22 protein-coding genes, 3 tRNA genes and 1 riboswitch are annotated in these 26,672 nt (G+C 72.9%); of the genes, 14 read left to right on the top strand and 11 right to left on the bottom strand.

Annotation, left to right across the window (positions count from 1 at the left end; genetic code table 11):
* Window positions 1-18: 18 nt before the first annotated feature.
* Window positions 19-91, bottom strand: a tRNA-Glu gene (locus tag AB0F01_RS12970).
* An 80-nt stretch (window positions 92-171) separates the two neighbouring features.
* On the bottom strand, window positions 172-1,821 hold the full coding sequence (locus AB0F01_RS12965) for a metallophosphoesterase (protein ID WP_362093659.1): 1,650 nt from the start codon (window positions 1,819-1,821) through the stop codon (window positions 172-174).
* 84 nt (window positions 1,822-1,905) lie between these two features.
* On the opposite strand from AB0F01_RS12965, the gene AB0F01_RS12960 reads away from it, so the two are divergent.
* The 4 genes from AB0F01_RS12960 to AB0F01_RS12945 all read left to right on the top strand — a co-directional run bounded on the left by AB0F01_RS12960 (window position 1,906) and on the right by AB0F01_RS12945 (window position 5,779).
* Window positions 1,906-2,256 (top strand): metallopeptidase family protein, encoded by a 351-nt coding sequence (locus AB0F01_RS12960; RefSeq protein ID WP_362093656.1) that lies wholly within the window; start codon window positions 1,906-1,908, stop codon window positions 2,254-2,256.
* Between the two features lie 84 nt (window positions 2,257-2,340).
* Window positions 2,341-2,886 carry a hypothetical protein gene (locus tag AB0F01_RS12955; protein WP_362093653.1) on the top strand — a complete coding sequence of 182 codons (546 nt, stop codon included), beginning with the start codon at window positions 2,341-2,343 and terminating at the stop codon, window positions 2,884-2,886.
* 450 nt (window positions 2,887-3,336) lie between these two features.
* On the top strand, window positions 3,337-5,553 hold the full coding sequence (locus AB0F01_RS12950; protein WP_362093650.1) for a DEAD/DEAH box helicase: 2,217 nt from the start codon (window positions 3,337-3,339) through the stop codon (window positions 5,551-5,553).
* 153 nt (window positions 5,554-5,706) lie between these two features.
* Window positions 5,707-5,779: transfer RNA gene (locus AB0F01_RS12945), tRNA-Lys, on the top strand.
* Between the two features lie 188 nt (window positions 5,780-5,967).
* Here AB0F01_RS12945 and AB0F01_RS12940 read toward each other — a convergent pair.
* Complete coding sequence (locus AB0F01_RS12940) at window positions 5,968-6,096, bottom strand: hypothetical protein (protein ID WP_362093647.1); 129 nt, start codon at window positions 6,094-6,096, stop codon at window positions 5,968-5,970.
* Between the two features lie 234 nt (window positions 6,097-6,330).
* On the opposite strand from AB0F01_RS12940, the gene AB0F01_RS12935 reads away from it, so the two are divergent.
* Window positions 6,331-7,098, top strand: coding sequence for an XRE family transcriptional regulator (locus AB0F01_RS12935; RefSeq protein WP_362093644.1), 768 nt, complete (start codon window positions 6,331-6,333; stop codon window positions 7,096-7,098).
* A gap of 80 nt (window positions 7,099-7,178) precedes the next feature.
* On the opposite strand, the gene AB0F01_RS12930 is transcribed toward AB0F01_RS12935, so the two are convergent.
* The 3 genes from AB0F01_RS12930 to AB0F01_RS12920 all read right to left on the bottom strand — a co-directional run bounded on the left by AB0F01_RS12930 (window position 7,179) and on the right by AB0F01_RS12920 (window position 10,419).
* Complete coding sequence (locus AB0F01_RS12930) at window positions 7,179-7,760, bottom strand: hypothetical protein (RefSeq protein ID WP_362093642.1); 582 nt, start codon at window positions 7,758-7,760, stop codon at window positions 7,179-7,181.
* On the bottom strand, window positions 7,760-9,928 hold the full coding sequence (locus AB0F01_RS12925; RefSeq protein WP_362093640.1) for a DUF6571 family protein: 2,169 nt from the start codon (window positions 9,926-9,928) through the stop codon (window positions 7,760-7,762). The genes AB0F01_RS12930 and AB0F01_RS12925 overlap by 1 nt, the downstream gene beginning before the upstream one ends.
* A gap of 62 nt (window positions 9,929-9,990) precedes the next feature.
* Window positions 9,991-10,419 (bottom strand): hypothetical protein, encoded by a 429-nt coding sequence (locus AB0F01_RS12920; RefSeq protein ID WP_362093637.1) that lies wholly within the window; start codon window positions 10,417-10,419, stop codon window positions 9,991-9,993.
* Window positions 10,420-10,792: 373 nt separating this feature from the next.
* Between AB0F01_RS12920 and AB0F01_RS12915 the strand changes: the two genes are divergently transcribed.
* The 4 genes from AB0F01_RS12915 to AB0F01_RS12900 all read left to right on the top strand — a co-directional run bounded on the left by AB0F01_RS12915 (window position 10,793) and on the right by AB0F01_RS12900 (window position 14,953).
* A complete protein-coding gene (locus tag AB0F01_RS12915) occupies window positions 10,793-11,257 on the top strand; it encodes a hypothetical protein (protein ID WP_362093634.1) in 465 nt (154 codons plus the stop codon).
* 11 nt (window positions 11,258-11,268) lie between these two features.
* Window positions 11,269-12,942, top strand: coding sequence for a hypothetical protein (locus AB0F01_RS12910; RefSeq protein WP_362093631.1), 1,674 nt, complete (start codon window positions 11,269-11,271; stop codon window positions 12,940-12,942).
* Between the two features lie 98 nt (window positions 12,943-13,040).
* On the top strand, window positions 13,041-13,760 hold the full coding sequence (locus tag AB0F01_RS12905) for an ATP-binding cassette domain-containing protein (RefSeq protein WP_362093629.1): 720 nt from the start codon (window positions 13,041-13,043) through the stop codon (window positions 13,758-13,760).
* Window positions 13,757-14,953: an FtsX-like permease family protein gene (locus AB0F01_RS12900; RefSeq protein ID WP_362093627.1), complete on the top strand. Its 1,197-nt coding sequence runs from the start codon at window positions 13,757-13,759 to the stop codon at window positions 14,951-14,953. The genes AB0F01_RS12905 and AB0F01_RS12900 overlap by 4 nt, the downstream gene beginning before the upstream one ends.
* Window positions 14,954-15,087: 134 nt before the next feature.
* Here the strand turns inward: AB0F01_RS12900 and AB0F01_RS12895 are convergent, their stop codons facing one another.
* From AB0F01_RS12895 to AB0F01_RS12875, 5 genes are all read right to left on the bottom strand, one after another.
* Window positions 15,088-16,935 carry a glycoside hydrolase family 15 protein gene (locus AB0F01_RS12895; RefSeq protein WP_362093625.1) on the bottom strand — a complete coding sequence of 616 codons (1,848 nt, stop codon included), beginning with the start codon at window positions 16,933-16,935 and terminating at the stop codon, window positions 15,088-15,090.
* 265 nt (window positions 16,936-17,200) lie between these two features.
* A complete protein-coding gene (locus AB0F01_RS12890; protein ID WP_362093623.1) occupies window positions 17,201-17,650 on the bottom strand; it encodes a hypothetical protein in 450 nt (149 codons plus the stop codon).
* Between the two features lie 266 nt (window positions 17,651-17,916).
* Window positions 17,917-18,351 carry a hypothetical protein gene (locus tag AB0F01_RS12885; RefSeq protein ID WP_362093621.1) on the bottom strand — a complete coding sequence of 145 codons (435 nt, stop codon included), beginning with the start codon at window positions 18,349-18,351 and terminating at the stop codon, window positions 17,917-17,919.
* A gap of 240 nt (window positions 18,352-18,591) precedes the next feature.
* The gene (locus AB0F01_RS12880) at window positions 18,592-19,809 is read right to left on the bottom strand and encodes a cation:proton antiporter (RefSeq protein ID WP_362093619.1); all 1,218 of its coding nucleotides are present in this window, start codon (window positions 19,807-19,809) and stop codon (window positions 18,592-18,594) included.
* An 863-nt stretch (window positions 19,810-20,672) separates the two neighbouring features.
* Window positions 20,673-20,993: a DUF3040 domain-containing protein gene (locus AB0F01_RS12875; protein ID WP_362093617.1), complete on the bottom strand. Its 321-nt coding sequence runs from the start codon at window positions 20,991-20,993 to the stop codon at window positions 20,673-20,675.
* A gap of 507 nt (window positions 20,994-21,500) precedes the next feature.
* On the opposite strand from AB0F01_RS12875, the gene AB0F01_RS12870 reads away from it, so the two are divergent.
* From AB0F01_RS12870 to AB0F01_RS12850, 5 genes are all read left to right on the top strand, one after another.
* Window positions 21,501-22,493 carry a HAMP domain-containing sensor histidine kinase gene (locus tag AB0F01_RS12870; protein ID WP_362093614.1) on the top strand — a complete coding sequence of 331 codons (993 nt, stop codon included), beginning with the start codon at window positions 21,501-21,503 and terminating at the stop codon, window positions 22,491-22,493.
* Window positions 22,494-22,496: 3 nt separating this feature from the next.
* On the top strand, window positions 22,497-23,162 hold the full coding sequence (locus AB0F01_RS12865; protein ID WP_362093611.1) for a response regulator transcription factor: 666 nt from the start codon (window positions 22,497-22,499) through the stop codon (window positions 23,160-23,162).
* Window positions 23,163-23,601: 439 nt separating this feature from the next.
* Window positions 23,602-24,735, top strand: coding sequence for a dihydrofolate reductase family protein (locus AB0F01_RS12860; RefSeq protein WP_362093608.1), 1,134 nt, complete (start codon window positions 23,602-23,604; stop codon window positions 24,733-24,735).
* Between the two features lie 165 nt (window positions 24,736-24,900).
* Window positions 24,901-24,974, top strand: a tRNA-Met gene (locus AB0F01_RS12855).
* Between the two features lie 393 nt (window positions 24,975-25,367).
* Window positions 25,368-25,525: riboswitch (cyclic di-AMP (ydaO/yuaA leader) on the top strand.
* Window positions 25,526-25,537: 12 nt separating this feature from the next.
* Entirely contained in the window at window positions 25,538-26,560 is a 1,023-nt protein-coding gene (locus AB0F01_RS12850; protein WP_362093605.1) for a M23 family metallopeptidase, read from the top strand.
* Window positions 26,561-26,672: the final 112 nt, after the last annotated feature.

Raw genomic sequence — 26,672 nt, 5'->3', positions numbered from 1 at the left:
GTCGCACAGGGTGGTGCGTGCCCCCAACGGGATTCGAACCCGTGCTACCGCCTTGAAAGGGCGGCGTCCTAGGCCGCTAGACGATGAGGGCTATCGGCCCGCCTGGGCGCTTCTCAGCGCGTCGGGGACGTGAGAAGCATATGGGATGGCGGGACCTATCGCCAAAACGGTTTACGGGGTGGCCGTCGGGCGGGTCGCGGGCGGGGACGGACGGGACGGCGAGGGCGCCGGGGTGGGGGCCGGTGAGGGGGTGGACGAGGGGGAGGCCGAGGGTGAGCCCGACGGAGACGGGGAGTCCGCACCCGGCTGGTTCTCCTCGGGCAGATGGCGGCTCACCTCGGCCGTCGTCAGACCGAGCCCGCCCAACTTGATGGAGTCCCACGCCTGCAGCCGGCGGGTGTCCCGGTCGAAGTAGAGGATCGACGTCTCGATCGGGTCCGGGTGCTCGCCCTCGACGGCGCGCAGTCCGCTGCCGCCGGTCGACCCCTCGATCCGCAGCCGGGTGCCGTACTTCATGACCTCCATGTCCTGACGGTGGTAGTGGCCGGCGAGGACCAGCGGCACGGTGCCGTCCACCTCGCGTGCCGCGGTCGGTTCGTGGGCGAGGGCCACGTCCACCGGCGTGCCGGCCGCCGCCTGGTCGCGCAGCGCGGAGGCGAGACGGGCCCCGGCCAGCTCCTGGGACTCCTCGGCGCCCTTGGTCTTGGAACGGTCGGGGGTGAACTGCGGGTCGCCGATGCCGGCGAAGCGCAGGCCGGCGATGGACTCGGCCCGGCCGTCGTCCAGGACGTGCACGTTCTTCAGGTCCTCCAGATAGCTCTGGGTGACCCGGGAGTCGTGGTTGCCGCGGACCCAGACGTAGGGGGCGCCGAGGTTCTCGATGGGGTCGAGGAAGCCGTTCTCGGCGGCGGTGCCGTGGTCCATGGTGTCGCCGGTGTCGACGATGACGTCCACCCGGTACTGCTTCACCAGCGAGCCGATGATCGCCCAGCTCGCCGGGTTGAGGTGGATGTCGGAGACGTGCAGCACCCGGATGGTGGTCGGGTCGGGCTGGTAGGTGGGCAGGGTGGACGTGGCGTCGTAGAGCTTGGTCACGTTGGTGACCAGGCGGGCCAGCTCCTGCTGGTAGACGTCGAACTCGGTGACGATGCTGCGCGCGTCGCCGACCAGCGACGGGGCGGACGACAGCAGGCCCGAGAACCGCGGCTCCAGGACGGAGTCCGGGTTCCAGGTGGCGTAGGCGGTCCCGCCGGAGGCCGCCAGCAGGGCGAACGCCAGCCCTCCGGCGGCCAGGGCCCTGCGCGGACGGCGGTAGACGATCAGGCCCAGGGCGGTGGCACCCGTCACCACGGCGATGCAGGAGCGCACGGCGAGGTCGGCCGTGCCGGTGCTGACGTCCCGGGTCACCTCGTCCTGGAGCCCGGAGATGCGCTCGGGGTGGTCGACGAGGGCCTGGGCGCGCTCCGGGTCCAGCTGGTCCACGTTGACGTCGAGACGCACGGGAGCGGTGTGGCTGTCGAGCTGCAGCGCGCCCAGCGGCGAGACGTTGATCTTCGTGCCGCCGGTGAAGGAGGGGCGCAGGGTCATGGTCGTGTCCATGGGCCCGACGGGCACCCGCACATTGCCCACCACGAGGAGCCCGAGCCAGGCCCCCACCAGCACCACCGCCACGAGGCCCAGGGCCCGCGCCCAGGGGTGCCGGCGGGGGGCGAGCTCCACCGCGGCCGCGGAGCGGCGGCGTCGGGAACGGCGGAGGAGGGAGCGTGGCGCGCTCCGGGCGCGGCGGAGCACGGTCGACACGGCGGCGGGAACGCGGGCCATTGATGCCGTATGCCCATGTCGGCCGACGGATATGCGAGGTGCGGGTGTGACTCGCACGGACGGGGCGTGGACGACAATGGCGGTGTGCTGGAGATGACACGCGAGGAGTTCGAGGAGCTGGTCGCCGAGGCGTTGGACCGGATCCCGCCGGAGCTGACGCGGCTGATGGACAACGTGGCGGTGTTCGTCGAGGACGAGCCACCGGCGGACGACCCGGAGCTGCTCGGCCTGTACGAGGGCACGCCCCTCACCGAACGCGGGGAGTGGTACGCCGGAGTGCTGCCGGACCGCATCACCATCTACCGGATGCCGACGCTGCGGATGTGCGAGTCCCGGGAGGACGTGGTCGCCGAGGCGGAGATCACCGTGGTGCACGAGATCGCGCACCACTTCGGGATCGACGACGCCCGGCTGCACGCCCTCGGCTACGGATAGGTCACTTGTGCGCCCCGCGCGTGTCCTCCTGCGGGTGCCGGGAGTTGGGCCTGTCGACCCAGAACTCCCCACGGAGGTGGCCCCGTGCGCCGCTTGTACGTACCCGCCCGTCTGGCCGCCACGCTGGTCGCCGTCGCCGCTGCCGCCGGCTGCATGAGTGTCGGCGCCGACGGGGCCGACGGGAGCGCCGGACCGTCCCGGTCGGCCGGGCAGCGGGGCGACGACGCTCCGGGCGAGGGGCGGGCGGTGTCGGGCGGCGGTCCCGCCGGGCACGGCGCGGCGTCGGGCGACGGGACCCGCGGGAGCGGCGGGGACGGGAAGGGCAAGGGTGGCAAGGACAAGAAGCGCAAGGACGGCGAGTCCCCCGGCGCCGGCGCCTCGCCGTCGGCGTCGGCGAGCAGGCCGGAGCCCGGGGACACCGGCCCCGGCGGGCCGGCGCGGCCCCCTGCGGACGGCCCGGCGCAGCCCGCCCCGTCCCGCAGCCCGGACGCGCAGCCGACCGACCCGGCGCCCGAACCGCCCCCGCCGGCGGAACCGACGGCCGCGGAGCCCTCCTCGTCGGCGCACGAACCGCCGGACACCCAGCTGGAGCAGCGGGAACCGGCACCGCGGGCGGGCGCGCCGGCGTAGGGGGACGGCATCAGCGGGGACGGCGTCAGCGGGGACGGCCGGAGCGCCGAGGGCGGCGGGCGGACCGTGGCGGGCGCGGCGGGCGCGCGGGCGCGTCGGGCGCGGTGGGCGCGTCGGGACGGGGATCGTGGTGTGGCACGGCACGGTGCGGCCTGCCGAGGTGACATGGAGGCGCCGCCCCGTACGAGGGATCCGGGCCCCCGTCAGGTTGACGGCCTGACCTGCGATTCCTTTCCGCACGGGGGAAGCGGTTTGCTTTGAGGGGGGCCGGGTGCGTATGGTGGCAGATCGTTTGATCCTATTTGCCCGGCGCCATCGCAGAGCGCGCCGTGTGGCGCGTACTCTCCTTTGCCGTGGTGGACCGCATCGAGGCGGTCGTAATTTGCGAAGCAGCGAATCACGGAGTTGACGGGCGCGTGCCGAAGAGACTCCGGAAGGTTTCGCATTCGTATGCCCATCGCCAGTACTGATCACGTCGTCGTGCCCGAGAACGCCGAGAGCGTCGTGGACCTCGACACCCTCGACACCCTCGCGACCGTCGAGGACACCGGCACCGACACCGACGCGGTCACCGGCACCGACGACACCACCGACTCCGCCGACGAGGCCCCCGAGATCACCTTCGCGGATCTCGGCCTCCCCGAGGGCGTCGTGCGCAAGCTCGCCCAGAACGGCGTGACCAGCCCCTTCCCCATCCAGGCCGCGACCATCCCGGACGCCCTGGCCGGCAAGGACATCCTCGGCCGGGGCCGCACCGGTTCCGGCAAGACCCTCTCCTTCGGCCTGCCGACGCTGGCCACCCTGACCGGCGGCCGCACCGAGAAGCACAAGCCGCGCGCCGTCATCCTGACGCCGACGCGTGAACTGGCGATGCAGGTCGCCGACGCGCTCCAGCCGTACGGCGACGTGCTCAACCTGCGCATGAAGGTCGTCTGCGGCGGCACCTCGATGGGCAACCAGATCTACGCCCTGGAACGCGGCGTCGACATCCTGGTCGCCACCCCGGGCCGCCTGCGCGACATCATCAACCGCGGCGCGTGCTCCCTGGAGAACGTGCAGATCGCCGTCCTCGACGAGGCCGATCAGATGTCCGACCTGGGCTTCCTGCCCGAGGTCACCGAGCTCCTCGACCAGGTGCCCGCGGGCGGCCAGCGGATGCTGTTCTCCGCGACCATGGAGAACGAGATCAAGACCCTCGTCGACCGCTACCTCAAGGACCCGGTGTCCCACGAGGTCGACGCGGCGCAGGGCGCGGTGACGACCATGTCGCACCACATCCTCGTCGTGAAGCCCAAGGACAAGGCACCGGTCACCGCGGCCATCGCGTCCCGCAAGGGCCGCACCATCATCTTCGTCCGCACCCAGCTGGGCGCCGACCGCGTAGCCGACCAGCTGCGCGAGGCGGGCGTGAAAGCGGACGCCCTGCACGGCGGCATGACGCAGGGCGCGCGGACCCGGACCCTGGCCGACTTCAAGGACGGGTACGTCAACGTCCTGGTCGCCACGGACGTCGCGGCCCGCGGCATCCACGTCGACGGCATCGACCTCGTCCTGAACGTCGACCCGGCCGGCGACCACAAGGACTACCTGCACCGTGCGGGCCGCACCGCGCGTGCGGGCCGGACCGGCACCGTCGTCTCCCTCTCCCTGCCGCACCAGCGGCGCCAGATCTTCCGGCTGATGGAGGACGCGGGCGTCGACGCCACGCGCCACATCATCCAGGGCGGCGCCGCCTTCGACCCGGACGTCGCCGAGATCACCGGCGCCCGGTCCATGACCGAGGTGCAGGCGGAGTCCGCCGGCAACGCGGCCCAGCAGGCCGAGCGCGAGGTCGCCCAGCTCACCAAGGAGCTGGAGCGGGCCCAGCGGCGTGCTACCGAGCTGCGCGAGGAGTCCGACCGGCTGCTGGCGCGGGCCGCCCGGGAGCGGGGCGAGGACCCGGCCGTCGCCGTGGCCGAGGCCGCCGCCCAGGCCCAGGCCGAGGCCGAGGCCGCAGTGGTCCTGCCGGAGCAGCCGACCGCGCGGGACGTCGAGCGCGGCGAGCGCACCGAATCGTCCGCCCCGTACGAGCGGCGCGAGCGCCGTGACGACCGCCGGGACGGCGACCGTGGCGGCTTCCGCCGCGACGACCGCGGTGACCGGGGTGGCCGTTCCTTCAAGCGCCGCGACGACCGGGGCGGCTTCAACCGCGACCGTGACCGTGACCGGGGCGACCGTGGCGGCTTCCGCCGTGACGACCGGGGCGACCGCGGTGACCGTGGCGGCCGTTCGTACGACCGCCGGGACGGCGACCGTGGCGGCTTCCGCCGTGACGACCGGGGCGACCGTGGCGAGCGCGGCGGTTTCCGCCGTGACGACCGCCCTGCCCGGTCCTTCGACCGTGACCGCGACCGCGACCGCGGTGGCCGTTCCTTCGAGCGCCGTGACGACCGCGGCGGCTTCAACCGCGACCGTGACCGTGACCGCGGCGACCGTGGCGGCTTCCGCCGTGACGACCGTGGCGGCCACCGCGGCAGCGACCGCCCGTTCAACCGCGACCGCCAGGGCGACCGCCCCGGTTACCGCTCCAGCGGCCACGACCGCCCGCACGGCCGTCGTGACGACCACCGCGGCGGCGGCAGCTTCGGCCGCCGCGAGGACAAGCCGCGCTGGAAGCGCAACGGCTGACCCGCCCCACCGAGCTGAACCCGTGAGGGCCCGCACGACTTCGGTCGCGCGGGCCCTCCGCTTTCCCGCGGCACATCTCACGCCCCGCCGGGGGCAATACCCGATCGGAGAGGCGGTCACGTCCCGCTATGCTCGGGGAGGCAACATCGCCAAGGGCCCTTAGCTCAATTGGCAGAGCAGTGGACTTTTAATCCATTGGTTGTGGGTTCGAGTCCCACAGGGCCTACCGGGCAGAAGCTGTCCGACCTGCGGCGGAAGCCGGAAGTTGGAGCTTGCCCCTCTCTGGGTGACGTCTCGGTGATCGTTTGCCCGTCCGATGCTCGCCCGAAGTGCGGGGCGACCAGTACGTGAAGCGGCCCCGGTCGACGACGGGTGAACGTCGGCCGGGGCCGCAGACTTCAGCCTGAACGCGTGTCAGGGATCGCGAGGAAGGACGAACCCTCGCACGGGCCGCGGTTCCTGCGGGTTGCGGGACTCCGGCTGCTGCGCGCGCTTCCACGCCGCCGCCAGCTCCGCGTACCGCGGGTCGATCCACTCGGACATAGCCACCTCCGCGCTCAGGCTACGGGGTTACCCGACAGGAGGTTCGGGCTTCGGCATCGGCCGGATCGTGCACTCGGGCGCGTGCTGGCACTTCGCCGCCACGGAGACGAGTGTCTCGTCCGATGGCGGTCCCCACAGCTCGGGATCCGCGACGACACCGGGGGCGTCATACCGGCGACGTGCGGGGCGTCATTTCGGTGTCGTTCCGTGCCGGGTGGGTCTACCGTCGACGACATGGCCACTCCGAACGGAACCCTCCGAGCGGTCCGTATGGGCCTGCTCATGTCGCAGGGCGACTTCGCTCGCGCGATCCGCCAGGCCGGCGACCTGGCGGGCGCCCCCAACGACGCCTCCAAGCGCCTCGTACAGCGCTGGGAATCCGGCACCACCACCGCGCCCCGGCCCGTGTACGCGCGCGCCCTGGAGGCCGTCACAGGGCTGCCCATCGAGTCCCTGGGCTTCCCCGCGCCCACTGTCGCCCGGATCGCCGACGATGGGCATGGCGGCCACGACCTCCAGGACTCGCCCCTCGGAGTCCCCGTGGCGGACGGCGCACCCACCGCCCAGGCCGCGGCCCCCCGGGGGAACTACTCGGGGGTCTGGCTCAGCGCCTACGAGTACGTCTCGAGCGGGCGCGGGAACCAGGTCCTCACCGGCAAGCACCATGTCGTCCTGCTCCAGCACGGCAACCGGCTCACCGGGCGCAGCTTGCCCGGTGCCTCCCTGCACCCGGACAGCCCGCTCACCCTCGACCTCCAGATCGAGGGAGGCACGGTCACCGGCACCTGGACGGAGCAGACGGCTGGCGAGGGCTACTACCGGGGCGCCCGGTACTTCGGCGCCATCCAGATGCTCGCCGAGCCCACAGGCCGGCGCATGGCCGGCAAGTGGGTCGGATTCGGCAAGGACTTCGACGTGAACACCGGCCCATGGGAACTGCGCCTGCTGGACTCCTCGACGGACAAGGCCACCCTGGCGGCCCACAACCGACCGCCCGAGTAGAGCCGGATACGGCGAAGCGGCCCCGCCCTCCCACCAGGGAGAGCGGGGCCGCGGTCAATAACCGCGATCCGGCGGGTCGATCAGCCTTCGGGCACGCACCACGTCTTGCGCAGTCCCGGGAGGTAGGACCGCATGAACGACTCGATGTCGGCGTGGCGCCGGGCCAGGGCGTCCTTGCCCTCGACGTCGCTCAGGAGTTGGATGCTGAGCACCAGATGGGTGTATGGCTGGTCGGGCACGGCTTCCTGTGGATGACCGGGCAGTGGCCTGCACGGCAGCCAGACTTTTCCGCCGTCGTCAGCCACGCCCGCACTGGTCACCTCGACACTGCCGGTCATCGAGATGGGGCGGTAGTTCTTGAGGTCGTTGTACGCGGCCTCCTCCGCCTCGGCGCTGAACCCGGTGTCGCGCAGGATCCGCAGCTTGAGCGCCACCTCGTCGTCGACGATCATCCGGCAGAGGTGGTAGCTGTAGTCGGTGGTCTGGTTCTGCGCATACCTGGCGCTCTTGCCGTCGGGGAGCAGCGGCCTGAGGTCGGACGTGTCGGTCCTGATGCCGCACATCTGCCGAGGGAGCGAGTAGTCGCGTCCCGGCTCGTCGCCGGAGCACGCGGTGACGAGGAGAGCGGCAGCGCCGAGGACACTGAGGAGTCGGCGGTTCACTACCCCTCACCTGCCAGGTCATCAGCTGTGTCGCCGCCGTCATTCACCGTGCCGTTGATCCTCGAGAGCATGGTGTCCTCTGAAACGTCGTCGTCCGGGTTCGCCGCCTTCCACAGTTTTGCCAGGGCCAGCACGCGGTTCTCCTGATCGATTGCGGCTTCCCGGTTCGCGTGGGTCAACCCTGCGTTGATGCGGTTCGTCTCGTCCTCGAGCCACTTGGAGGTCAGGACGTCCACACCCCGCTGCGCTGCATCGCCCGCGTAGGGGACGAAGTTCACCACCCCGCCCCAGGTGTGATAGTCCATCTTCGCCTCCCAGGTCGCCTTGCTCTTCGCGTCGTCGGCGTCCACGGCCAGGCCCTGATAGCGGGCCTCCTCCAGGAAGCCGATGGTGTGCCCGGCCGCTCTCCAGCTCCACTCCGCCCCTCCCTCCCGCGTGTTGATGTCGTGGACGATCTCGCGGTTGATGGAGTCCTGCAGCGTCAGGTAGGAGAACCGGTCGCGGGAGACCTGCTTCGCCACCTCGAGGACGTCGGTGCGGCTCAGGGGGCTGTTGGCGTTGCTCTGGGCGCTCGTCGTGTCGTGGACCGCGTCCCCGTGGTTTCCCATGATCACGGCCATGGGGGTACGCAGGCTGGGCGGGAAGTCGTTGCCCTCCGCGGCCAGGTGCTTCAGGGAGTCCTTGAAGACGCGGTTGTTGGCGTCGGAGTGCTCGACGTAACCGCCGTCCGCACGGTTCGGGTCGATGCCCGTGGTACCCGCGATCAGTGCCGCGCCGAGACCGGCCCTGGTCTGTGCGTCCTCGATGTCGTACTGCCGCAGGGCGTCCCCCATGATGCTGTCGGTGCCGGCCGGGCTGCGCATGGTGGGGTGGCCGTCGACGATGTCCCAGTCCCGTTTCCGGAGCAGGTACTCGAGCCGGTCGTTGCCGTCCTTCTTGCCGTTGTCCGGGTGCGGGTCGGACTGGGGGTCGAGGAAGGACGCCGCGGCCTCCGGGTCCTTGCTCATCACGCCGAGGAGCCCGTCCAGCGGATCGTTGGCGAACCACTCGTCCCGGGGCCCGACGAAACGCTTGGGGAGGTCCCAGTCGTCCTTGCCCTTGTCGGCCTTCTCGGCAGCGATGAGATCGTCGCCGAGGTCGTGCAGGAACCGGTCCGAGTAGCCCTCGCCGTGCTGCATCAGCGTCACCAGGGACTGGTATCCCCGGACCTTCTCGCCCTGCCAGTCGTACCGCTTCATCCCGGCTTCCTTCAGGCCGGCGTGGAAGTCCTTGTAGAACCGGGACGTCGGGTCCTGCGTCGCCGTGGCCAGCGCGTTGGCGAGTCCGCGCTCGGATCCCAGGTAGTGCTGCCTGTTGCCGGTGTCGGAGTCGTAGGCGAAGGTGTTGAGCTGGTTCGTCAGCTTGATGGTGCCCTCGGGGCCCAGATGGTTGAGGACGGTGCGGCTGAACCCCTCGTCGCCGGCGTTGTCCCGCATCAGCCGCGCCCATTCCTCGGGATCGGAGGGCTTCTCGCCGGCGAGGATCTCGTCCGCGTACTTCTGGGCCTCGCGCGCCTCCACGGTCTCGATGTCGCCGACCGCGTCGGCGTTGAAGTCGTGCTGGGTGCCGCTGATGGCGTCGACCATCTCCTCGACGAGGCTCTTGATTCCGGCCGCGTCCCGCAGGGCCAGCTTCGCACCCTGATCGGCGTCGTCGACGGCCTGCACGGCCGCCGCGATGGCGGCGGTCCAACTGGCCTCCGTCAGGGCCCGCTGCGTGGCGTCCCCCAGGGGGCCGCCCCGGGCGGCGCCGACGGCCGGCTGCTTGCTCGTGTCGACGTGGGCTCTGCCTTTGGTGTCGATGTGGATGTCGGCTTTCTTGGCCTCCTCCACCAGGTTCTTCACGGCCTGGATGCGCTCGGTGAACTGTGCGTGGATGTCCCGAAGGATGGAGGCGACCGCCCTGGCCTCGACCGCGGCGGCACTGAACTGCTTCCTGGTCGCGGTGAAACGCTTCTTGGCGGCGTCGGCGCTCATGCCGACCCACTGGCCGTCCGAGGCCACGGCCTGGACCGAGGAGCCGTACGCCTCGCCGAGGTCGTCGAAGCCGTCGGCCATCTTGGTCCAGGAACGGGCCGCCGTGGTCAGCGGACCGAGCCGGATGGTGATGACGTCCTGGTAGGTGAGCATGCGTACTTCCTTGGTTCCGGCGCCGGGTCGGCCTGTGGCCCCGACGACCGTGGGAGGCGGTATCAGGCGTTGCGGAGCGGGTCCGGGCCGGGCGTACTGATGCGCCGCAGGGAGCTCTCCACCTCGTGCTCGACGTACTGGAAGTCCCGCCGCGTCCTGGTGAGATCCGCCTGGTCCCGGGCCAGCCGCGCCTTGAGACTCCTGACCTGAAGGGCCCACTCCGCGTGCGCGTCCTTGAGCCCGGCGCCCGTCGCCCACCCCGCGAACTCCCGCTCGGCGGCGTCGGTGTCCTCGTCGGCGTGGATGGCGACCTTGTCGAGACCAGGAAGGATCGTGTCGATCAGTGCCTTGACCGCTCCGCCCTTGCCCTGGGTGTTCGTCCTCAGATCGGGCGCGGCGCCCCCGTTGTTTCCGGTGCCGTTGAGCTGCACGGAGCTGCCCTGCCGCTCGGCGACCTCGGCCTTGATCTGTTCCCACTCGTCCCAAGCCACTGCTGTCGTCCCCCGTGGTCGACCTCGTCTACCGAGTGCGCTGCCGCACCAACTTTCATACTAATCCCGGGAGTCCCGCCCTTCCCAGGAGCAACTGCTCCGGCCCGGCCGTCACGTTCGGCGCAGTGCAGCGTCGCGCGCAGGAGTGAATGCGGTGGGTCCTCGGGTGGCTGGAAGGGGCCGCCGGAACGACGGAAAGGTGCTGGAGCGGCCGGAGCCGGGTGACGTGGTGGCTCGTGACCAATGCTTTCTGCACGCCTGCGCATGTGCGACTTTCAGCCATGTACCCGATTAACTGGGACATATAGCTTTCGGGGCCTCGCAGGTCGGCCGGTGGGCTCTTGAGGCGCGCCATGAGCAGGGGAGAGAACAAGTGAAGAAGGCTCTGCTGGCGACCGGGTTCGCCGGTTGCCTGGTCGTGGGGGCGGCCGGTGCGACCGTGGCCGTCTCGGACACGGGGACGACCTCGCTGCCTGGTACCGGCGCCAAGATCCAGGTGAATGCCTGGCACTGCAACGTCTACGCCGACAAGTGCTCCTTCAAGACGTCGACCAAGACCGTGAAGGGATCGACGCGATACCGGGTCAGCAAGATCACGAACACGGCCACCGTGAAGGCCAACGGCTGGCAGGCCACCTTGTCCCTGAGCCCCAGCGGTACCTACGTGAGCGAGGACACGCGTCGGGTCAGCTGGACGAACAAGAACACCTGGATCGCCGACATCAGCGGTATCGCGGACCCCGGAGGGTCGCTCAACACGAGCATCACCACGTGCTCGGACGGCGGAGCCTTCAAGGCCGGCGTCAAGGCGTTCGCCTCCGCCTGCGCCAACGACTGATCCCGGCTGTCGTGGTGCTGACCAACCGCAAGAGGAACCGTCCCGGCCGAGAGGGGCCCCGGGCGCGCGGGCCCGTGGTGGCCGCCGTCGTGGCGGTGGCCGCCGTCACCGTGGGCGTCACGCTCCTCGGGGGCGAACCCGTGGAGCGGCCCGGCCGTCCTGGTGGGCAGCTCGCCGAACAACTCGACGCCCTGCGCGGGGAGAACGACCTGGTGCGGTCCACACGCGCCGACGTCGGCCGGGACCCGGCGCTGTATCCCACCGCGTACGGACGCCTGGAGGCCGGCCTGGCCGCGCGTCAGGGGGGCGGTGAGCCCGTACCGCGGGTGCGTCCGGATGCCCTGGCGGACCTCGCGCGGACGGATGCCCTGGACACCCCCGCCTGGCGCGCGCACTACGTGTGCCTGTCGGTGGGCGGGGCGAACGGTGCGTCCGCGTCCGGGGCCGCGACGGTACTGCAGCGGGCCGGGATCAGGGAGAAGGCGGAGCGCGAGGCCCTCGACTACCTGCGTCATCCGGAGCAGGACGGGGATGACCCCGCGACGTCCCTCGCCTCCCGGGCCGCTTTCCTCCAGACGTTGACGTGTCTGGACCGGGACGACGACGTCCCTCGTGAAGCTCTCACCCGCCTCGCGGCGGACGCCGCCCGCGCGACCGAGCCCGTGCCGGTGCTGTACGCGATCGAGGCATTGCGGGAAGCGGGGGTGAAGGCCCGCGCCACACGGGTTCTGCGGGACGTCGACGCGGTCCTGGAGGAGGACTGCGATGAGGCCGAGCCCCTGGACCGGGCCGCGTCGGCCCTGCTGCGGGGCCGGGTGACGGAACCGGCTCGCACGTGTCTGCGGTCGGCGCTCGGCGACCGTGACACCCAGACCCGCTGGCTGGTCCGGCGGGCCCTCGCTCTGGGCCCGGCGTCGTCCTCCGCCCCACGAGGCTCCTCCGGTGCTGCCGCGTCCCCCGTGCCGCCGCCCTCCCTGGCGGACGTCCGGCCGGACGGGCTGGTCGCCAAGTCGCCGGCCCAGATGGGCACACTCACCGCCACCTATCACGCGGCGCGCGCCCTCACCGCGGCTGCCCGACAGGGCGACGTTCCGGACTGGTTGACGAAGCGGCTGAAGGAACTGGGTTCCGACCCCCGGCTCGATCCGTCGGACCGGGTGCCGCTCGCCATGACGTGCCACCGGCTGGACCTGGCCTGCGGACCGCAGGACGAGCGGGGGCGGCGGGAAGCCGCGGGGCGGAAGGTACCGGCCCGTTTGACGGCCGCGAACGAGCGTGGCTGGTACGGCGCCATGGCGGTCCGCGCCGAGTTCGCCCTGGGGTGCCCGCGCACCGCGGTCGGACTCCCCGACGCCGGTTCCCGGACCCTGTCCCCCCGGTCCCTGCGCGTGGTCACGGTGCTCGCCGACGCGGGATGTGCCGCCCAGGCCGAACGGCTCACCCGGGGCACCGATCTGGTGTCCCAGACACGCGAGCTGCTGCGCGAGGGGGAGCTGGTGTCGGCCTCCGCCGCGGTCCAGGCGGCGCTCGCCTCCGAGCAGACGGTGCCGCAGGCCCTGTGGGAGGAGATTCCCCGCCTCCTGGAACGGCACAGGGATGCCGCGCACCCGGACCTCTACGCCCCGACTCCCGGAGGCACGGCCACCGCCGAGGCCACCCGGGCCGCCTACTACCTCCTGGCCTGAGCCGGGCGTCTGCCCGGCGAGCGGCACACACGCCCGAAGCCCTCACCGCCGGCACGGTCCCGCGCCGGTCCCGTCCCCCACCCGAAGGACACCCACCCATGGACATCCACCCCATGGACACCCACCCCATGAACACCGCGTCTCCCCCCGCCGTCGTGGCCGAAGGGCTGGCCTTCTCCTACCCCTCCGGGGGAGGGCTGCGCCGTGCCGACCTCGTGCTCCGGGCGGGGAGCGTGGCCGCCGTTCAGGGGCCCTCGGGGGCGGGCAAGAGCACGCTGCTCGCCGTCCTCGGTCTGATCCTCTCCCCGGACGACGGGACTCTGCACATCGGCGGCACCGACACCCGGGCGCTGTCGGCCGGGGAGCGGGACGTGCTGCGGCGGCGGTCGATCGGGATCGTGCTGCAGGACCTGGGGTTGCTGCCGTTCCTGAACGCCTGGGAGAACGTCGCCGCCGCCTTCGGGCCCCGGCTGGCCCGGCACCGTGATGTGGCCCGGGATCTGCTCGGCGGGCTCGGCATGGGGGAGTGGGCCGACGCGCCGGTCACCGAGCTGTCCGGGGGGCAGCGGCAGCGCGTCGCCGTGGCCCGGGCCGCGGTGAAGCAGCCGGTGCTGGTGCTCGCGGACGAGCCGACGTCCGGGCTCGACCCGGCGGCCGCGAACGCCGTGCTCGGAGCCCTGCGTTCGTGCGCGGAGGGGGGTGCCGCCGTCGTCGTGGTGACGCACGACGCGGCCGTCACCGGGGCCTGCGAGAGGCGGTACGTGCTCGACGGCGGTGTCCTGTCGGAGGCCGGTACCCGGGAAGGGGAACTCGCGTGAGCCTGTGGAGTCTTCACACCTGGCGGCGGGACCGCCGGTCGTTGCGCCGGGTGGTGCCCACGCTCACCGTGCTCGCCGCGCTGCTGACCCTGGCCGCCGGGGTGGCGGGCGGTGCGTCGGGCGCCGTCGAGCGGGATGTGCTGGGCTCCGGGGGCCTGACGCAGATCGAGCTGTCCTCCTTCGAGGGCGACTCCTCGGTCCGGCCGCTCACCACCGCCGCGTTGCGGGAGGCCGGGGAGGTGGCGGGCGTCCGCCAGGTGGTCGCCGACTATCCCGCCGTGCTCTACGCCGAGGAGGAGGGGACGTACGACCTGACCAGCCGCACGCTCACCCCCGGCGACGACGTGCCGGTCACCGCGGGGACCGTGCCCGCGGTGCTCGGGCCGCGGGACGTCGTGCTCCCGGCCCGGGCCCAGGGAACCGACTTCGGCCCGCTGCTCGGGCGGACCGTCGCCTTCGGGCACACCAGAGCCACCGGCGACGGGTCCGGTACCACCGCCGTGATCGAGCTGCGGGTCGCCGCGCTGTACGACCCGGCGTGGCAGGTCGACGGTCCGGACGTCGCCTACCTGTCGGAGGACACCGCCGCCCTGCTGGCCGCCGCGCGGGCCGGGCTGGACGCCGAGACCTACCGGGCGAAGGAGGGGGCCCGGTCGGCCGTCGTGGTGGCCGAGCACCGGGACCGGGTGGCGGCGGTCGCCGCGGCCCTGCGTGCCGAGGGGTTCTCGGCGTCCCCGGTGTCGGACCGGGTGCGCCGGCTGCCCGGGCTGTTCGGCGCGGCGGACCTCGCGGTGCGCGCCGGGGTGCTGGTGCTGGCCCTGGCCGCGCTGGGGCTCGGCGCGGTCCGGGCGGCGGACAGTGCGCGGGCCCGGCTCGGGGAGTTCGCCGTGCTGCGGATCCTCGGGTCCGGCCGGCCGGAGCTGCGGCGGATCCTGTGGGGTGAGGCGCTGCTGTCCGGTGGGGTGGCCGGGGTGGCCGGCGCGTTCGCCGGTACGGCTCTCTCGGTGGCCCTGGCCGGTCCGCTGAGCGGGGTGCTCGGGCTGCCGATCTCGGTGGCGGACGCCCTGCCTGGGCCGTTGTGGGCCGGGGCGGCGCTGGTGCTCCCCGCTGTCGGGCTGGCCGTGGGCACCCTGCTCGGCAGCCGTGAGGTGCTGCGCCGGGACCCGTATCTCACGGCGCGCGCCCACGGGTGAGCGCGCCGCCCGGCACGCCCCGGGGGCGGGCCCGGCGTCCTCGGGTCTGCCCTTCTGAGGGCCCGCCGTCCTCGGGCACGCCCCCCGGGGGCCCGCCGTCTTCGGGTCCGGCCTCGTCGTCCGACCGTCCGGGTTCACGACTCCGCCCGGTCCAGCTCCTCGTCGAGGGCCAGGGCGGCGGTGATGAGGGCGAGGTGGGTGAACGCCTGGGGGAAGTTGCCCAGTTGCTCCCCTGTGGGACCGATCTCCTCCGCGAAGAGGCCGACGTGGTTGGCGTAGGTGAGCATCTTGTCGAAGGCGTACCGGGCCTGGCCGGGGCGGCCCGCGCGGGCCAGGGCGTCGACGTAGAGGAAGCTGCACAGCGAGAAGGTGCCCTCGTCGCCGCGCAGGCCGTCGGGGGAGGCGGCGGGGTCGTAGCGGTAGACGAGGCTGTCGGAGACGAGTTCGGCCTCCATGGCGTCGAGGGTGGACAGCCAGCGCGGGTCGCGCGGGGCGACGAAGCCGACGGCGGGCATCAGCAGCAGGGAGGCGTCGAGGACGTCGGTGTCGTAGTGCTGGACGAACGCCCGCCGCGTCGGGCTCCAGCCGCGCTCCATGATCTGGTGGAAGACGGCGTCGCGGGCGGTCGTCCAGGCGTCGACGTCGGCGGGCCGGGAGAGGTCGCGGGCGAGCCGGATGCCGTGGTCGAAGGCGGCCCAGCACATCAGGCGGCTGTAGGTGAAGTCCCTGCGCCCACCGCGGGTCTCCCAGATGCCCTCGTCGGGGCGGTCCCAGTGTCCGGTGAGCCAGTCCAGGACGCCGGACAGCGCGAGCCAGCTGTCGTAACCCGCCCGGTGGACCGGGTCCCGGGCCTGTGAGAGGGCGTGTACGGCCTCGCCGTAGATGTCGAGCTGGAGCTGGCCGGCGGCACCGTTGCCGATGCGGACGGGGGCCGAGCCGCGGTAGCCCTCCAGGTGGTCCAGGGTCTCCTCGGTGAGGTGGGGGTCCCCGTCGACCCGGTACATGATCTGCAGGGGCTCACCGGTGACGGTGTGGTCCTGGGTGAGGCGGTCGCCGAGCCAGTCGCGGAAGGCGCGGGCCTCCTCGGTGAAGCCGAGGCCGAGCAGGGCGTGCACGGAGAGGGAGGCGTCGCGTACCCAGGTGTAGCGGTAGTCCCAGTTCCGTTCGCCGCCGAGCTGTTCGGGCAGGCCGGCGGTGGCCGCGGCGACCGGGGCCCCGGTGGGCGCGTAGGTGAGGAGTTTGAGGGTGATGGCCGAGCGGTTGACGGTCTCCTGCCAGCGGCCCCGGTAGCGGCTGCGGCGGATCCAGCGGTGCCAGAAGGCCCAGGTGGCGTCGAAGTCGGCGCGGACGGACTCCGGGGTGGGCGGGGCGGGGGCCGCGGATCCGGCGGCGCAGACGGTGAGGAGGGCGGCGGCCCGTTCGCCCTGGGCCAGGTCCACGGTGGCCCGGACGTCGTCGCCGTCGCTGTCGCTGTCGCCGTCGCGTTCCAGGGCGACGGGGCCGAGGCACTGGAGGTGGGCGTCGGTGCCGGGGCCTGCGAAGTGCGCGCTCGACGAGCCGGCGCGCAGGTGGAGGCGGTGCGGGGCGCGGGCGTAGTCGAAGCGGGGGCGGCAGGTGAGGCGGAAGCGCACCCGGCCGCGGGTCACCCGCAGCACGCGGATCAGGCGGTGGCGGTCCGTCGCGGTCTCCGGCTGTTCGACGGGCATGAAGTCGACGACCTCACCGACGCCGTCCGGGGTGAGGAAGCGGGTGACGAGGACGGCCGTGTCGGCCAGGTACAGCTGCCGGGTCGTCACGTCCGGGCCGTCCACGGTGACGGCGAAGTGGCCGCCCCGGTCGTGGTCGAGCAGGGCGGCGAAGAGGCTGGGCGAGTCGAAGCGGGGGGCGCACCACCAGTCGACGACGCCGTCGGAGGAGATCAGCGCCGCGGTCTGGAGGTCGCCCACCAGCCCGTGGTCGGCGATGGGAGGGTAGCGCCGCATGGGGTCCGCCTTGTGGTGACGCCGAGGGTGTTGACGGATCGTCGGTGGGGCGTGGGGATCGTGGCCGGAGGTCGCGCGGGTGTGGGCGAGGCGCCCGGTCGTGGGGCGTGCAGTGGCGGAGGGTGCCCGCGGTCGGGACTGGTCGCGCGGGGCGTGGGTGGGTGGGCTCGTGGACGGGGCGTGCGCCCGTGGGTGCGGCGTGCGCTCGTGGATGGGACATGCGCCCGTGGGTGGGGCGTGGAGGTCTTGCCCGGGGGCGCGCGGGTCACTCCGGGGGCGCGCTGCCGGGGACGGCGTTCGCCAGGGACCAGATGACGAAGAGGTTGATCGCCATCATGATCACCGACCAGACGGGTGCGTACGGCAGGAACAGGAACTGCGCCACCAGGCTCAGTGACGCGAGCGCGATGCCCGTCGCCCTGGCCCACTCGCGACCGGAGAGGATCCCCCAGCCGACGACGGCGGCGACGACGCCGAGGACGAGGAGGATCCACCCCCAGCCGATGAGGCTGACCTTGTAGACGTAGTCGCCGATCCGGGCGTACACGTCGTCCTCGACGATGGCGGCGATGCCCTGGAACATGGCCAGGACGCCGTTCAGCAGGAGCAGGACCCCGGCGAACGTCGCGCCGCCGGCCGCCCAGGCGGCGCCTTGCGGGGACACCGGGGGGCGGTAGCCGCCCTCGGAGGGGCCGGAGTGTGGCTGTGCGGTCATGGAACGCACCCCGTTTCTCGTGGCGCGGTGGTGGGGCCACCACCCGTCGGCCCCTCCGACCCTCCGCCCGGACGGCGCCGCCGACCACAGGGGCTGGACCGAACGAGTGAGGGCGCCCGCCCGCGGCAGAAGTGCCGGGAGCGGTTTGCCGGGGCCCGGTGTGACCACGCCCCTGCTCTGCCCGCGCCGGGAATCGGCTCGGCCCTGCCCGGGGCCGGTTCAGCCACGCCCTCGTGCGGCCCGGGACCGGACCCGGGCGGGTGCCGTCAGCGGAGCCGTCCGTGGCCCGGGTCGTCCCACCCGGCCGTCGCGGTCAGCCGGTGGTACGCCGCGCGGGCGTGGGCGAGCCGCGAGACGGTCGTGCCGACCAGGGCGGCGCCCAGCAGGCAGCCCAGCCAGACGGTGTCACGGGGACCGGCCCAGCTGAGGGTGCCCGCCGGCGGTATGCCGAAGCCGTTGAGGAACAGCCAGCACAGCAGCGCCGTCCCCGGTGCCGCGGCGAACCGGGCGCACCCGCCGAGGACCGCGGCGAGCAGGGACAGGGCGGCCAGGGCGGGGCCGTGACCGTGGGGTCCGGACAGCGTGTTCACCAGCGCCACCAGCAGCGGCGCACCTGCGAAGGCCCCGGCCCACACCAGCGGGGTCGCCACCGGGCGGGGCACCGGTCGCGGTCCGGTGTGCAGCGTCACCCACTCGACCATGCCGGCGCTCCCCTTCCGGTACGGGTCCCGGCCGGTGCCGGCCACGCGTGGGTGGCCGGCCGCCCGGACGGGCGGGACGTGCGTCCCGGTCGGATTTTTCCACCGCCCGGCCGACGACGGGGGCCGCGTGCCGGCCGGTGGCTGAAGGCGTGCGCCCACCGGTCCTGCGGTGGCCGGCCGCCCACCGGCGTGCGCCGGTGCCGTTCGTGGGTGTGCGGCTGCTGGTCCTGCGGTGGCCGGTCACCCACCGGCGTGGACCGGTGCCGTCTGCTCGGCCGGCGTGTCGGTGCCCTGCGGACCGCCCGGGGGCCGCCGGGTGAGTCGGCGGGCCAGCGGCTCGGTCCAGCGGGCGGCGAGCGGGCCGACGACGACCAGGATCAGTACGTACGCCGTGGCCAGCGGGCCGATGCGCGGCTCGGTGCCGACGGCGAGCCCGGCGATGACGATGGAGAACTCGCCGCGTGCCACCAGCGTGCCGCCGGCCCGCCAGCGGCCGGCCACCGAGACGCCCGCGCGGCGGGCCGCCCAGTACCCTGTGCCGATCTTCGTGAAGACGGTGACGACGGCCAGGGCCAGCGCCGGGACCAGGACGTGGGGGATGTTCGACGGGTCCGTGTGCAGGCCGAAGAAGACGAAGAACACGGCGGCGAACAGGTCCCGCAGCGGGGACAGCAGGTTGTGCGCGCCGTCGGCGACCTCCTTGGACAGCGCGATGCCGACGAGGAAGGCGCCGACCGCGGCCGAGACCTGGAGGTGCTGTGCGACCCCGGCGACCAGCAGCGTCAGCCCGAGCACCACCAGCAGCAGCATCTCCGGGTTGTCGGAGGAGACGGCCCGGCTGACGAGCCGCCCGTGCCGCAGGGCGATGTAGAGGACGGCGCCGACGGTGCCCAGGGAGATCAGCAGGGTGAGGCTGCCGCCCGCGAGGCTCACCCCGGCCAGCAGGGCGGTGAGGATGGGCAGGTAGACGGCCATGGCGAGGTCTTCGAGGACCAGGACGCCGAGCACCACCGGGGTCTCCCGGTTGCCGACCCTGCCGAGGTCGCCGAGCACCTTGGCGATGACACCCGAGGACGAGATCCACGTGACCCCGGCCAGGGCGATGGCGCCCACCGGGCCCCAGCCGAGGATCAGGGCGGCGACGGCGCCGGGCGCGGCGTTGAGCACGAAGTCGACCGCGCCGGAGGGGTACTGCGTCTTGAGCGTGGTGACGAGGTCGGAGGCGCTGTACTCCAGGCCGAGCATGAGCAGCAGCAGGATGACGCCGATCTCCGCACCGGTGGCGACGAACTCCTCGCTGGCCTGCAGGGGCAGGATGCCGCCGTGGCCGAAGGCCAGTCCGGCGAGCAGGTAGAGGGGTATCGGCGAGAAGCCGACCCGGCCGGCGAGACGGCCCAGCAGGCCGAGGGCGAGGATGATCGCGCCTAGTTCGATGAGCATGGCCGTGGTGTTGTGCACGGGCGTCTGTCCTCCGTGGGGTGGATGCGGTGGCGGCGTCTCGGCCCGGGGCGGCGCCGGTCGCCTGCCTGGGCGGCGGCGGCCGGTCCTGCCGGTCGTGGGCGGGTGGGCGGTCGGACGGGGCGTCACGGGGCGGGGCGTCACGGGTGTGCGGCGCGCGGAGGGAGCGCGGACGGGCCGGGGCCCGTTCGCGGGGTCGGCTCGATCGAGGAGCTTCGGTGCGCTGGTCGCTGTCGCGGTGCCGGGTGGGTGCGGGAGGCGGGAGCGGTGAGGGAAGCGTCCGGGGCGACCCGTAGGGGCCGGCGCCGCGGTGCGGGTGACGAGGGTCAGCGCCGTGCGCGGCCGGTGCGGTGGCGGGCGGCGCTGCCGGTATCGGGGAGACGGTCGCGGGCGGCGTTGTCGACACGTATGGGGATCACTCGACCCATGTCATGCCCCCCTGCCCATGTCTCACCGGCGTGGCCGGTCGTCCACCGAACGTCGTCAGCCGGCCGTCGACCGACCGGACAGCGCCGGTCGACGACGACCGGCCCCGCACCCACTGCCCCCGGCGCCGACAACCCGGCGCTTCCGGAGGAACGCGCTCAACGCTCGACGAACGAGCGGAACGCGGCTCAACGGAGCGTAAGCGCTTGGCAAAAATTTTAGCGCACCCCATATCGGGATGCGCCAGGGCAAACATTCACATATGCGAAGAAAAGTGCGGCGGATCGCGTCGAAGCATCGGCCACATCGCGTATCCGGGAAGGACGGCGTTCGTACCCGGAACCCTCACGCGCGACCTGCGCCGCACGCGACGGACGGACCGCACGCGCACGCGCCGCGAGATCCACGTGCACCACGCGATCCGCCCGCCTCGTCCGTCAGTGGGCGGACCGCCCGCCTCCGTCGCCCCCGGTGCCGCCGCCGACTCCGTCGTCGCGCTTGCGCGGCGGGTACGGGTCGAAGAGCTGGACGCCGATGCCGCTGAGCACCAGGCCCGCCGCGATGAGGAGCCCGTCGGGCACGATCAGGCCCGCGATCAGCAGGAGCAGCCCGATGCCGAGCACCCACCAGGCACGTGTACGCCGGTACTCCCGGGGCAGGGCCGGCCGGCCGCTGGACAGGGAGCGGGCGAAGCGGGGGTCGTCCCGCTCGAGTCGGGCCGCGAGATCGACGAGGCGCTGGTCATCGGACGTGGGCACGTCTCCTCCTTCCCGAAGCGGAGGCAGCCCCGCGCTACCGGGCCACCACCTCTGAGAGACCGCCGGGCATCGGTCCCGCGACGCCGGGCGCAAGCTGAAGGGCCGGCCCGCGACATCGGGCCGACACTGGGGGTGCCCGTGGGCCGGGTGGTCATCCGCTTCGGTGGGGTGGGGCGAAGCCGGGCTTTCCCTCGGCTTCCAGGGTCTCGCGCGCGGGCCCTCGTCCACCATCAGGTCCGACCCTCATCTTCCGGGGGGCGCACCCTGCACACCGGCTGTCGCCTACAGGTTCGGGAGGGGTGAAAATGGGGACTGTCACGGATGGCGCACCGCGGGAACAGCACTCACGCTGGGACGTGTCGGCCCGCGCCCGTGTCCCGCCGGTCCGTGGTCCGGCGGCGGCTTCCGTCGGACGTCCGACGGCCTGTCCAGCTCCCTCGGCCGGGGGAGTCACCGGGAGCCTACGACACACGGCCCGCGGTGGGCAGGGCGAGGAGAGGGTAACGGGTGCCACTGTTCTGGCGGATCTTCCTGCTGAACGCGATCGTGCTGATCACCGCCACCGCCCTGCTGCTCGGCCCGGTCACCGTGTCCACTCCGGTACTGCTCACCGAGGCCGCGGTGCTCACCGTGGGACTCGCCGCCATGCTCGGTGCCAACGCCCTCCTGCTGCGCGTCGGCCTCGCCCCGCTGGACCGCCTCACCCGTGCCATGACCACCACCGACCTGCTCCGCCCCGGCCGCCGCCCCGAGGTCTCCGGGGGCGGGGAGATCGCCGAACTGATCAGCACGTACAACACGATGCTGGACCGGTTGGAGGACGAGCGCGCCACGAGCAGTGCCCGCGCCCTGTCCGCGCAGGAGGGCGAACGCCGTCGCATCGCCCAGGAGCTGCACGACGAGGTCGGGCAGAGCCTCACCGCCGTGCTGCTGCAGCTGAAGCGGGTCACCGACCACGCCCCGCCCGAACTGCGCGACGAGCTGCGCCTGGTGCAGGAGACCACGCGCAGCAGCCTGGACGAGATCCGGCGCATCGCCCGCCGGCTGCGCCCCGGTGTGCTCGACGAACTGGGCCTGGCCAGCGCCCTGAAGTCGTTCGCCACGGAGTTCGGCGGCGAGGGACTCGGCGTCCAGACCCGGCTCGACGCGGACCTGCCCGACCTGGGCCCCGAGGCCGAGCTGGTCCTCTACCGGGTGGCGCAGGAAGGGCTCACCAACGTCGTCCGCCACGCCCGCGCCCGCCGCGCGGAGATCGTCCTGCGGCGCATGCCCGGCGGCGTGGAGCTGCTGGTCCGCGACGACGGGCGCGGCATCGTCGACGCGGCCGAGGGGGCGGGCATCCGCGGCATGCGCGAACGCGCCCTGCTCATCGGCGCCGACCTGAGCGTGGGCCCGGCCGCCGGCGGCGGCACCCTGGTACGCCTGGCCGTCCCCGTCCCCGTACGGGGACCCGCACCGACGTGGACTCCCGTGATCGACGCCCCCGACCGGAAACTCTGAACCATGACCGACGAGGCCCCCGCCCCCACCCGCATCCTCCTCGCCGACGACCACGCGCTGGTCCGGCGAGGGGTCCGTCTGATCCTCGACGGCGAACCGGACCTGACCGTCGTCGCCGAGGCGGACGACGGTGCCGAAGCCGTCGAGCAGGCCCGCGCCCACCGCCCCGACCTGGCCATCCTCGACATCGCCATGCCCCGCCTGACCGGCATCCAGGCGGCCCGCGAGCTGGCCCGCGCGGTGCCGGAGACGCGGATACTCATCCTGACCATGTACGACAACGAGCAGTTCTTCTTCGAGGCGCTCGGAGCCGGGGCGTCCGGCTACGTGCTCAAGTCCGTCGCCGACCGGGACCTCGTCGAGGCGTGCCGCGCCACCATGCGGGGCGAGCCGTTCCTCTACCCGGGAGCGGTCAACGCCCTGATCCGCAACTACCTGGACCTCACCCGGGACAGCCGGAACGTGCCGACCAAAGCGATCACGGACCGGGAGGAGGAGATCCTGAAGCTGGTCGCGGAGGGCCACACCTCCCAGCAGATCGCCGACCTGCTCACCATCAGCCCCAAGACGGTGGAGCGGCACCGGGCCAACCTGTTGTCCAAGCTCGGCCTCAAAGACCGCCTGGAACTCACCCGGTACGCGATCCGGGTGGGACTGATCGAGCCCTGACCGAGCCCGGATCGAGCCCTGACCGAGCCCGGATCGAGCTTCGACCGGCCCCGGATCGAGCTTTGACCGACCCGGATCGCCGCTTTGACCGAGCCCCGACCGACCCCTGACCGGGCCCTGACCGGGCTGTGTGGCCGGGGAGTGTGGCTCGCGGCCCCTGACGCACGACCGGTGAACCGTCCGTCCCCACGCGTGGGCCGACTCGACGAGGAGAGCCACTGGCCCGGCTTCACGGCGGGAGCCCGTGACCGGTCCTCACGACGGGGGCCGTGATCACCCCTGACCCGTGCCCCCTGCCCGTGCCCTCTGACCCTCGGCCCCGTGACCGGTGCGGCCCGGCCGGTTGCCACACTGGCCCGGGCCGCACCGTCCCGGTCACCGGCCGCCGCGCACGCACCCTCCCGGCCCCCGGCCGGCCCGCACCGCTTGGAGTCCGCCGATGCCCCACCCGTACGTCCTGCTGTCCGCCGCCGTCTCCCTCGACGGCTACCTGGACGACACCGGACCCGAGCGGCTCCTGCTGTCCAGCCCGGCCGACTTCGACCGGGTCGACGAGGTGCGGGCCTCGGTGGACGCGGTGCTGGTCGGCGCGGGCACCCTGCGGGCCGACAACCCGCGGCTGCTGGTCAACTCGCCCGAGCGGCGCGCCGCCCGGGTCGCCGAGGGCCTGCCGGAGTACCCGCTGAAGGTCACCGTCAGCGGCTCCGGCGACCTGGACCCCGCGGCCCGCTTCTGGCACACCGGGGGTGACAAGCTCCTGTACACGACGGACGAGGGGGCCGAACGCGCCCGCACGCTCGGCCTGGCCACCGACATCGTGCCGCTCGGCGCCACGCTGGACTGGCGGCGCCTGCTGGAGCACCTGCACGACGTCCGGGGCGTGCGACGGCTCATGGTGGAGGGGGGCGGCCTCATCCACACCCAGCTGGTCACCCAGGGCCTCGCCGACGAACTCCAGCTGGTCCTGGCCCCGTTGTTCGTCGGCGACCCGGACGCGCCCCGCCTCTTCGGCCCCGGCTCCTACCAGGGCGGGCGGCTGCGGCTGCTGGAGACCCGGCAGATCGGTGACGTCGTCCTGATGCGCTACGAGCCCACCGCGCCCGGAACCGGCGAGCTCCCCCACGCCGCCGACCTCCACTGGCTCGCCGTCGCCTGCGACCTGGCGGCCCGGTGCACGCCCTCGGACACGGCGTTCAGCGTGGGGGCGGTCGTGGTCGCGGCCGACGGGACGGAGCTGGCGCGCGGTCACTCCCGCGAGGGCGGGGACCCGTTGGTCCACGCGGAGGAGGCGGCGCTCGCCAAGGCCGACCCCACCGACCCCCGGCTCGCCACCGCCACGGTGTACTCCAGCCTGGAGCCCTGTGCCCGCCGCGCCTCCCGGCCCGCGTCCTGCGCCCGGCTCCTGCTGGAGGCGGGAGTGCGACGGGTGGTCACGGCCTGGCGCGAGCCCGGCACCTTCGTCGAGGACGCCGACGGCAGCGGTGTGCTGACGGCCGGCGGTGCCACGGTGGTCGTCGTACCGGAGCTGGAGGAACGTGCCAAGGCGCCGAACGCACACCTGATCGGCCGCTGACACCCTGGGGGCGGCCCGGGGAAGGCTCGGGGAAGGCCCGGGGAAGGCCCGGGGGAACGGTGCGGTGCGGAGGGGGCGGGTGACGGGTGACGGGTGAGCAGGGAGGGGCCGGAGAAAGGGGTGTGCGGAGCGTTCCGCGCATGCCGTACACTGGTGTCATACCGACGCGGGGTGGAGCAGCTCGGTAGCTCGCTGGGCTCATAACCCAGAGGTCGCAGGTTCAAATCCTGTCCCCGCTACTGAAGGCCGAGGGCCGGAATCTACAAGGTTCCGGCCCTCGGTGCGTTCTGCCGCCGGGCGTGCGCCGCGCAAGTGCGGCTCCGGCCGGTCGCCCTCCCGCGGCTCTCCCTCCCACGGTCCCCTCGTGAGCACCGCGTGGGCTCTCCCCCAAGCTCACCCTCTGTGGTCACCGCGCGTGTCCGGACGGCTTTCCTCGGGTAACAATTGACGTACCGTCAGAAAATCTCGGCCTTTCGAGGGCGAGTCAACTCGTCCGGTTTCACCTGCTGGTGGCCGGTAAGTCCGTACGGAATTCGTTAACGATCAAGAGGAACCGCTTGGAATCCGGCCCCGAGGTCTATTAACGTTCGATAACGCAGCGCGGTCGTCCCAGCCGTCACACGAGTCGGCTCCGTGCGCACGCGCCGAATCCCGCAAGGGAACCGGGGAACCACCACCTTGGGGTGAATCGCGTGGATGCCCCCGTGGAGACACGGGCGGTATACGCGCGTAGGAGACCTTCCTGCTCCGAACCCGTCAGCTAACCCGGTAGGCGGAGAAGGAAGGAAAGGAGTACGCCCACGTGGCGTCGAACCGGTCTGCCCCCGAGGCCCCTCTCATCCCGAGCCAGCGCGACGGCGACACCTTCGTCTACGGCGGTGCCCGTCCCGACGAGGGACCCTTCGAGGAGTGGAACCCCACCGCGGAGTCCGTCCGCCCGGTGCGCGGTCGGCATCGCGTCAGCAAGCAGCGCGGCGGAGGACTCGCCCGCAGCTCCACCGTCCTGGGCGTCGGTGTCATAGCCGCCGTCGGCGCCGGCGGCATGGCCAGCGCCCAGACCGGCAAGCCGCCGGTCTCGATCTCCATGCCCGATCTCCCCAACGTGGGTTCCCTCATCTCCGACGAGGAAACGCCCGAGGGTTCCGCGACCCCGCTCAGCAGCATCGGCACCGCGGGCGCCGATTCCGAGCAGGGCGCCGGCGAGGCGCTGCGCAGCCGGATCATGGCGCAGGTCGAGCAGCAGCAGGACCAGGCCGAGGCCAAGGCCGCCGCCGCTGCCGCCGAGGCCGCCGAGAAGGAGGCCGCCGAGGCCGCCGCCAAGGCCGAGAAGGAGGCCGAGGCCAAGGCCGCGGCCGCCAAGAAGAAGGCCGAGGAGGAGGCGGCGAAGAAGGCGGAGGCCGAGCGCCTCGCCAAGCTGGCCACCCAGTACGCGCTGCCGACCTCCTCGTACACGCTCACCTCGACCTTCGGTCAGGCCGGCGCCTACTGGTCCTCCGGCCAGCACACCGGCCTGGACTTCGCCGCCCCCAGCGGGACGCTGATCAAGGCGGTCCACACCGGCACGATCACCTCCGCCGGCTGGGACGGCTCCTACGGCTACAAGACGGTGCTGACCCTCGACGACGGCACCGAGATCTGGTACGCCCACCAGTCCTCCATCAGCGTCAGCGTGGGGCAGAAGGTCACCACCGGCGAGGTCATCGGGCGGGTCGGCTCCACCGGCAACTCCACCGGCGCGCACCTGCACCTGGAAGTCCACCCCTCGGGTTCGGGCTCCGGCATCGACCCCCTGGCCTGGCTGCGGAGCAAGGGCCTCAACCCGTAACGAGGCGGTTCCCCCCTCCCCGTTATGTTTTCCGCGGTCCTGCAAGAGGGCCGCTGGCCTCCGGGCCCGGCATGACTGTGTCCCCCTGTCGATGGGATGACCTGGGGGGTGG

It is taken from the genome of Streptomyces sp. NPDC029526 (genome assembly GCF_040637405.1).
GTDB lineage: Bacteria > Actinomycetota > Actinomycetes > Streptomycetales > Streptomycetaceae > Streptomyces.
Note: the sequence above shows the minus strand (reverse complement) of the source record. Positions and strands in the feature narration are given on the sequence as shown.

Bases quoted from the DNA above. Each gene is read 5' to 3' on its own strand.
- AB0F01_RS12895 (WP_362093625.1), bottom strand. From the start codon at position 16,935: ATGCGGCGCTACCCTCCCATCGCCGACCACGGGCTGGTGGGCGACCTC.
- AB0F01_RS12885 (WP_362093621.1), bottom strand. From the start codon at position 18,351: ATGGTCGAGTGGGTGACGCTGCACACCGGACCGCGACCGGTGCCCCGC.
- AB0F01_RS12935 (WP_362093644.1), top strand. From the start codon at position 6,331: ATGGCCACTCCGAACGGAACCCTCCGAGCGGTCCGTATGGGCCTGCTC.
- AB0F01_RS12890 (WP_362093623.1), bottom strand. From the start codon at position 17,650: ATGACCGCACAGCCACACTCCGGCCCCTCCGAGGGCGGCTACCGCCCC.
- AB0F01_RS12925 (WP_362093640.1), bottom strand. From the start codon at position 9,928: ATGCTCACCTACCAGGACGTCATCACCATCCGGCTCGGTCCGCTGACC.
- AB0F01_RS12950 (WP_362093650.1), top strand. From the start codon at position 3,337: ATGCCCATCGCCAGTACTGATCACGTCGTCGTGCCCGAGAACGCCGAG.
- AB0F01_RS12965 (WP_362093659.1), bottom strand. From the start codon at position 1,821: ATGGCCCGCGTTCCCGCCGCCGTGTCGACCGTGCTCCGCCGCGCCCGG.
- AB0F01_RS12905 (WP_362093629.1), top strand. From the start codon at position 13,041: ATGGACATCCACCCCATGGACACCCACCCCATGAACACCGCGTCTCCC.
- AB0F01_RS12940 (WP_362093647.1), bottom strand. From the start codon at position 6,096: ATGTCCGAGTGGATCGACCCGCGGTACGCGGAGCTGGCGGCGGCGTGG.
- AB0F01_RS12865 (WP_362093611.1), top strand. From the start codon at position 22,497: ATGACCGACGAGGCCCCCGCCCCCACCCGCATCCTCCTCGCCGACGAC.
- AB0F01_RS12860 (WP_362093608.1), top strand. From the start codon at position 23,602: ATGCCCCACCCGTACGTCCTGCTGTCCGCCGCCGTCTCCCTCGACGGC.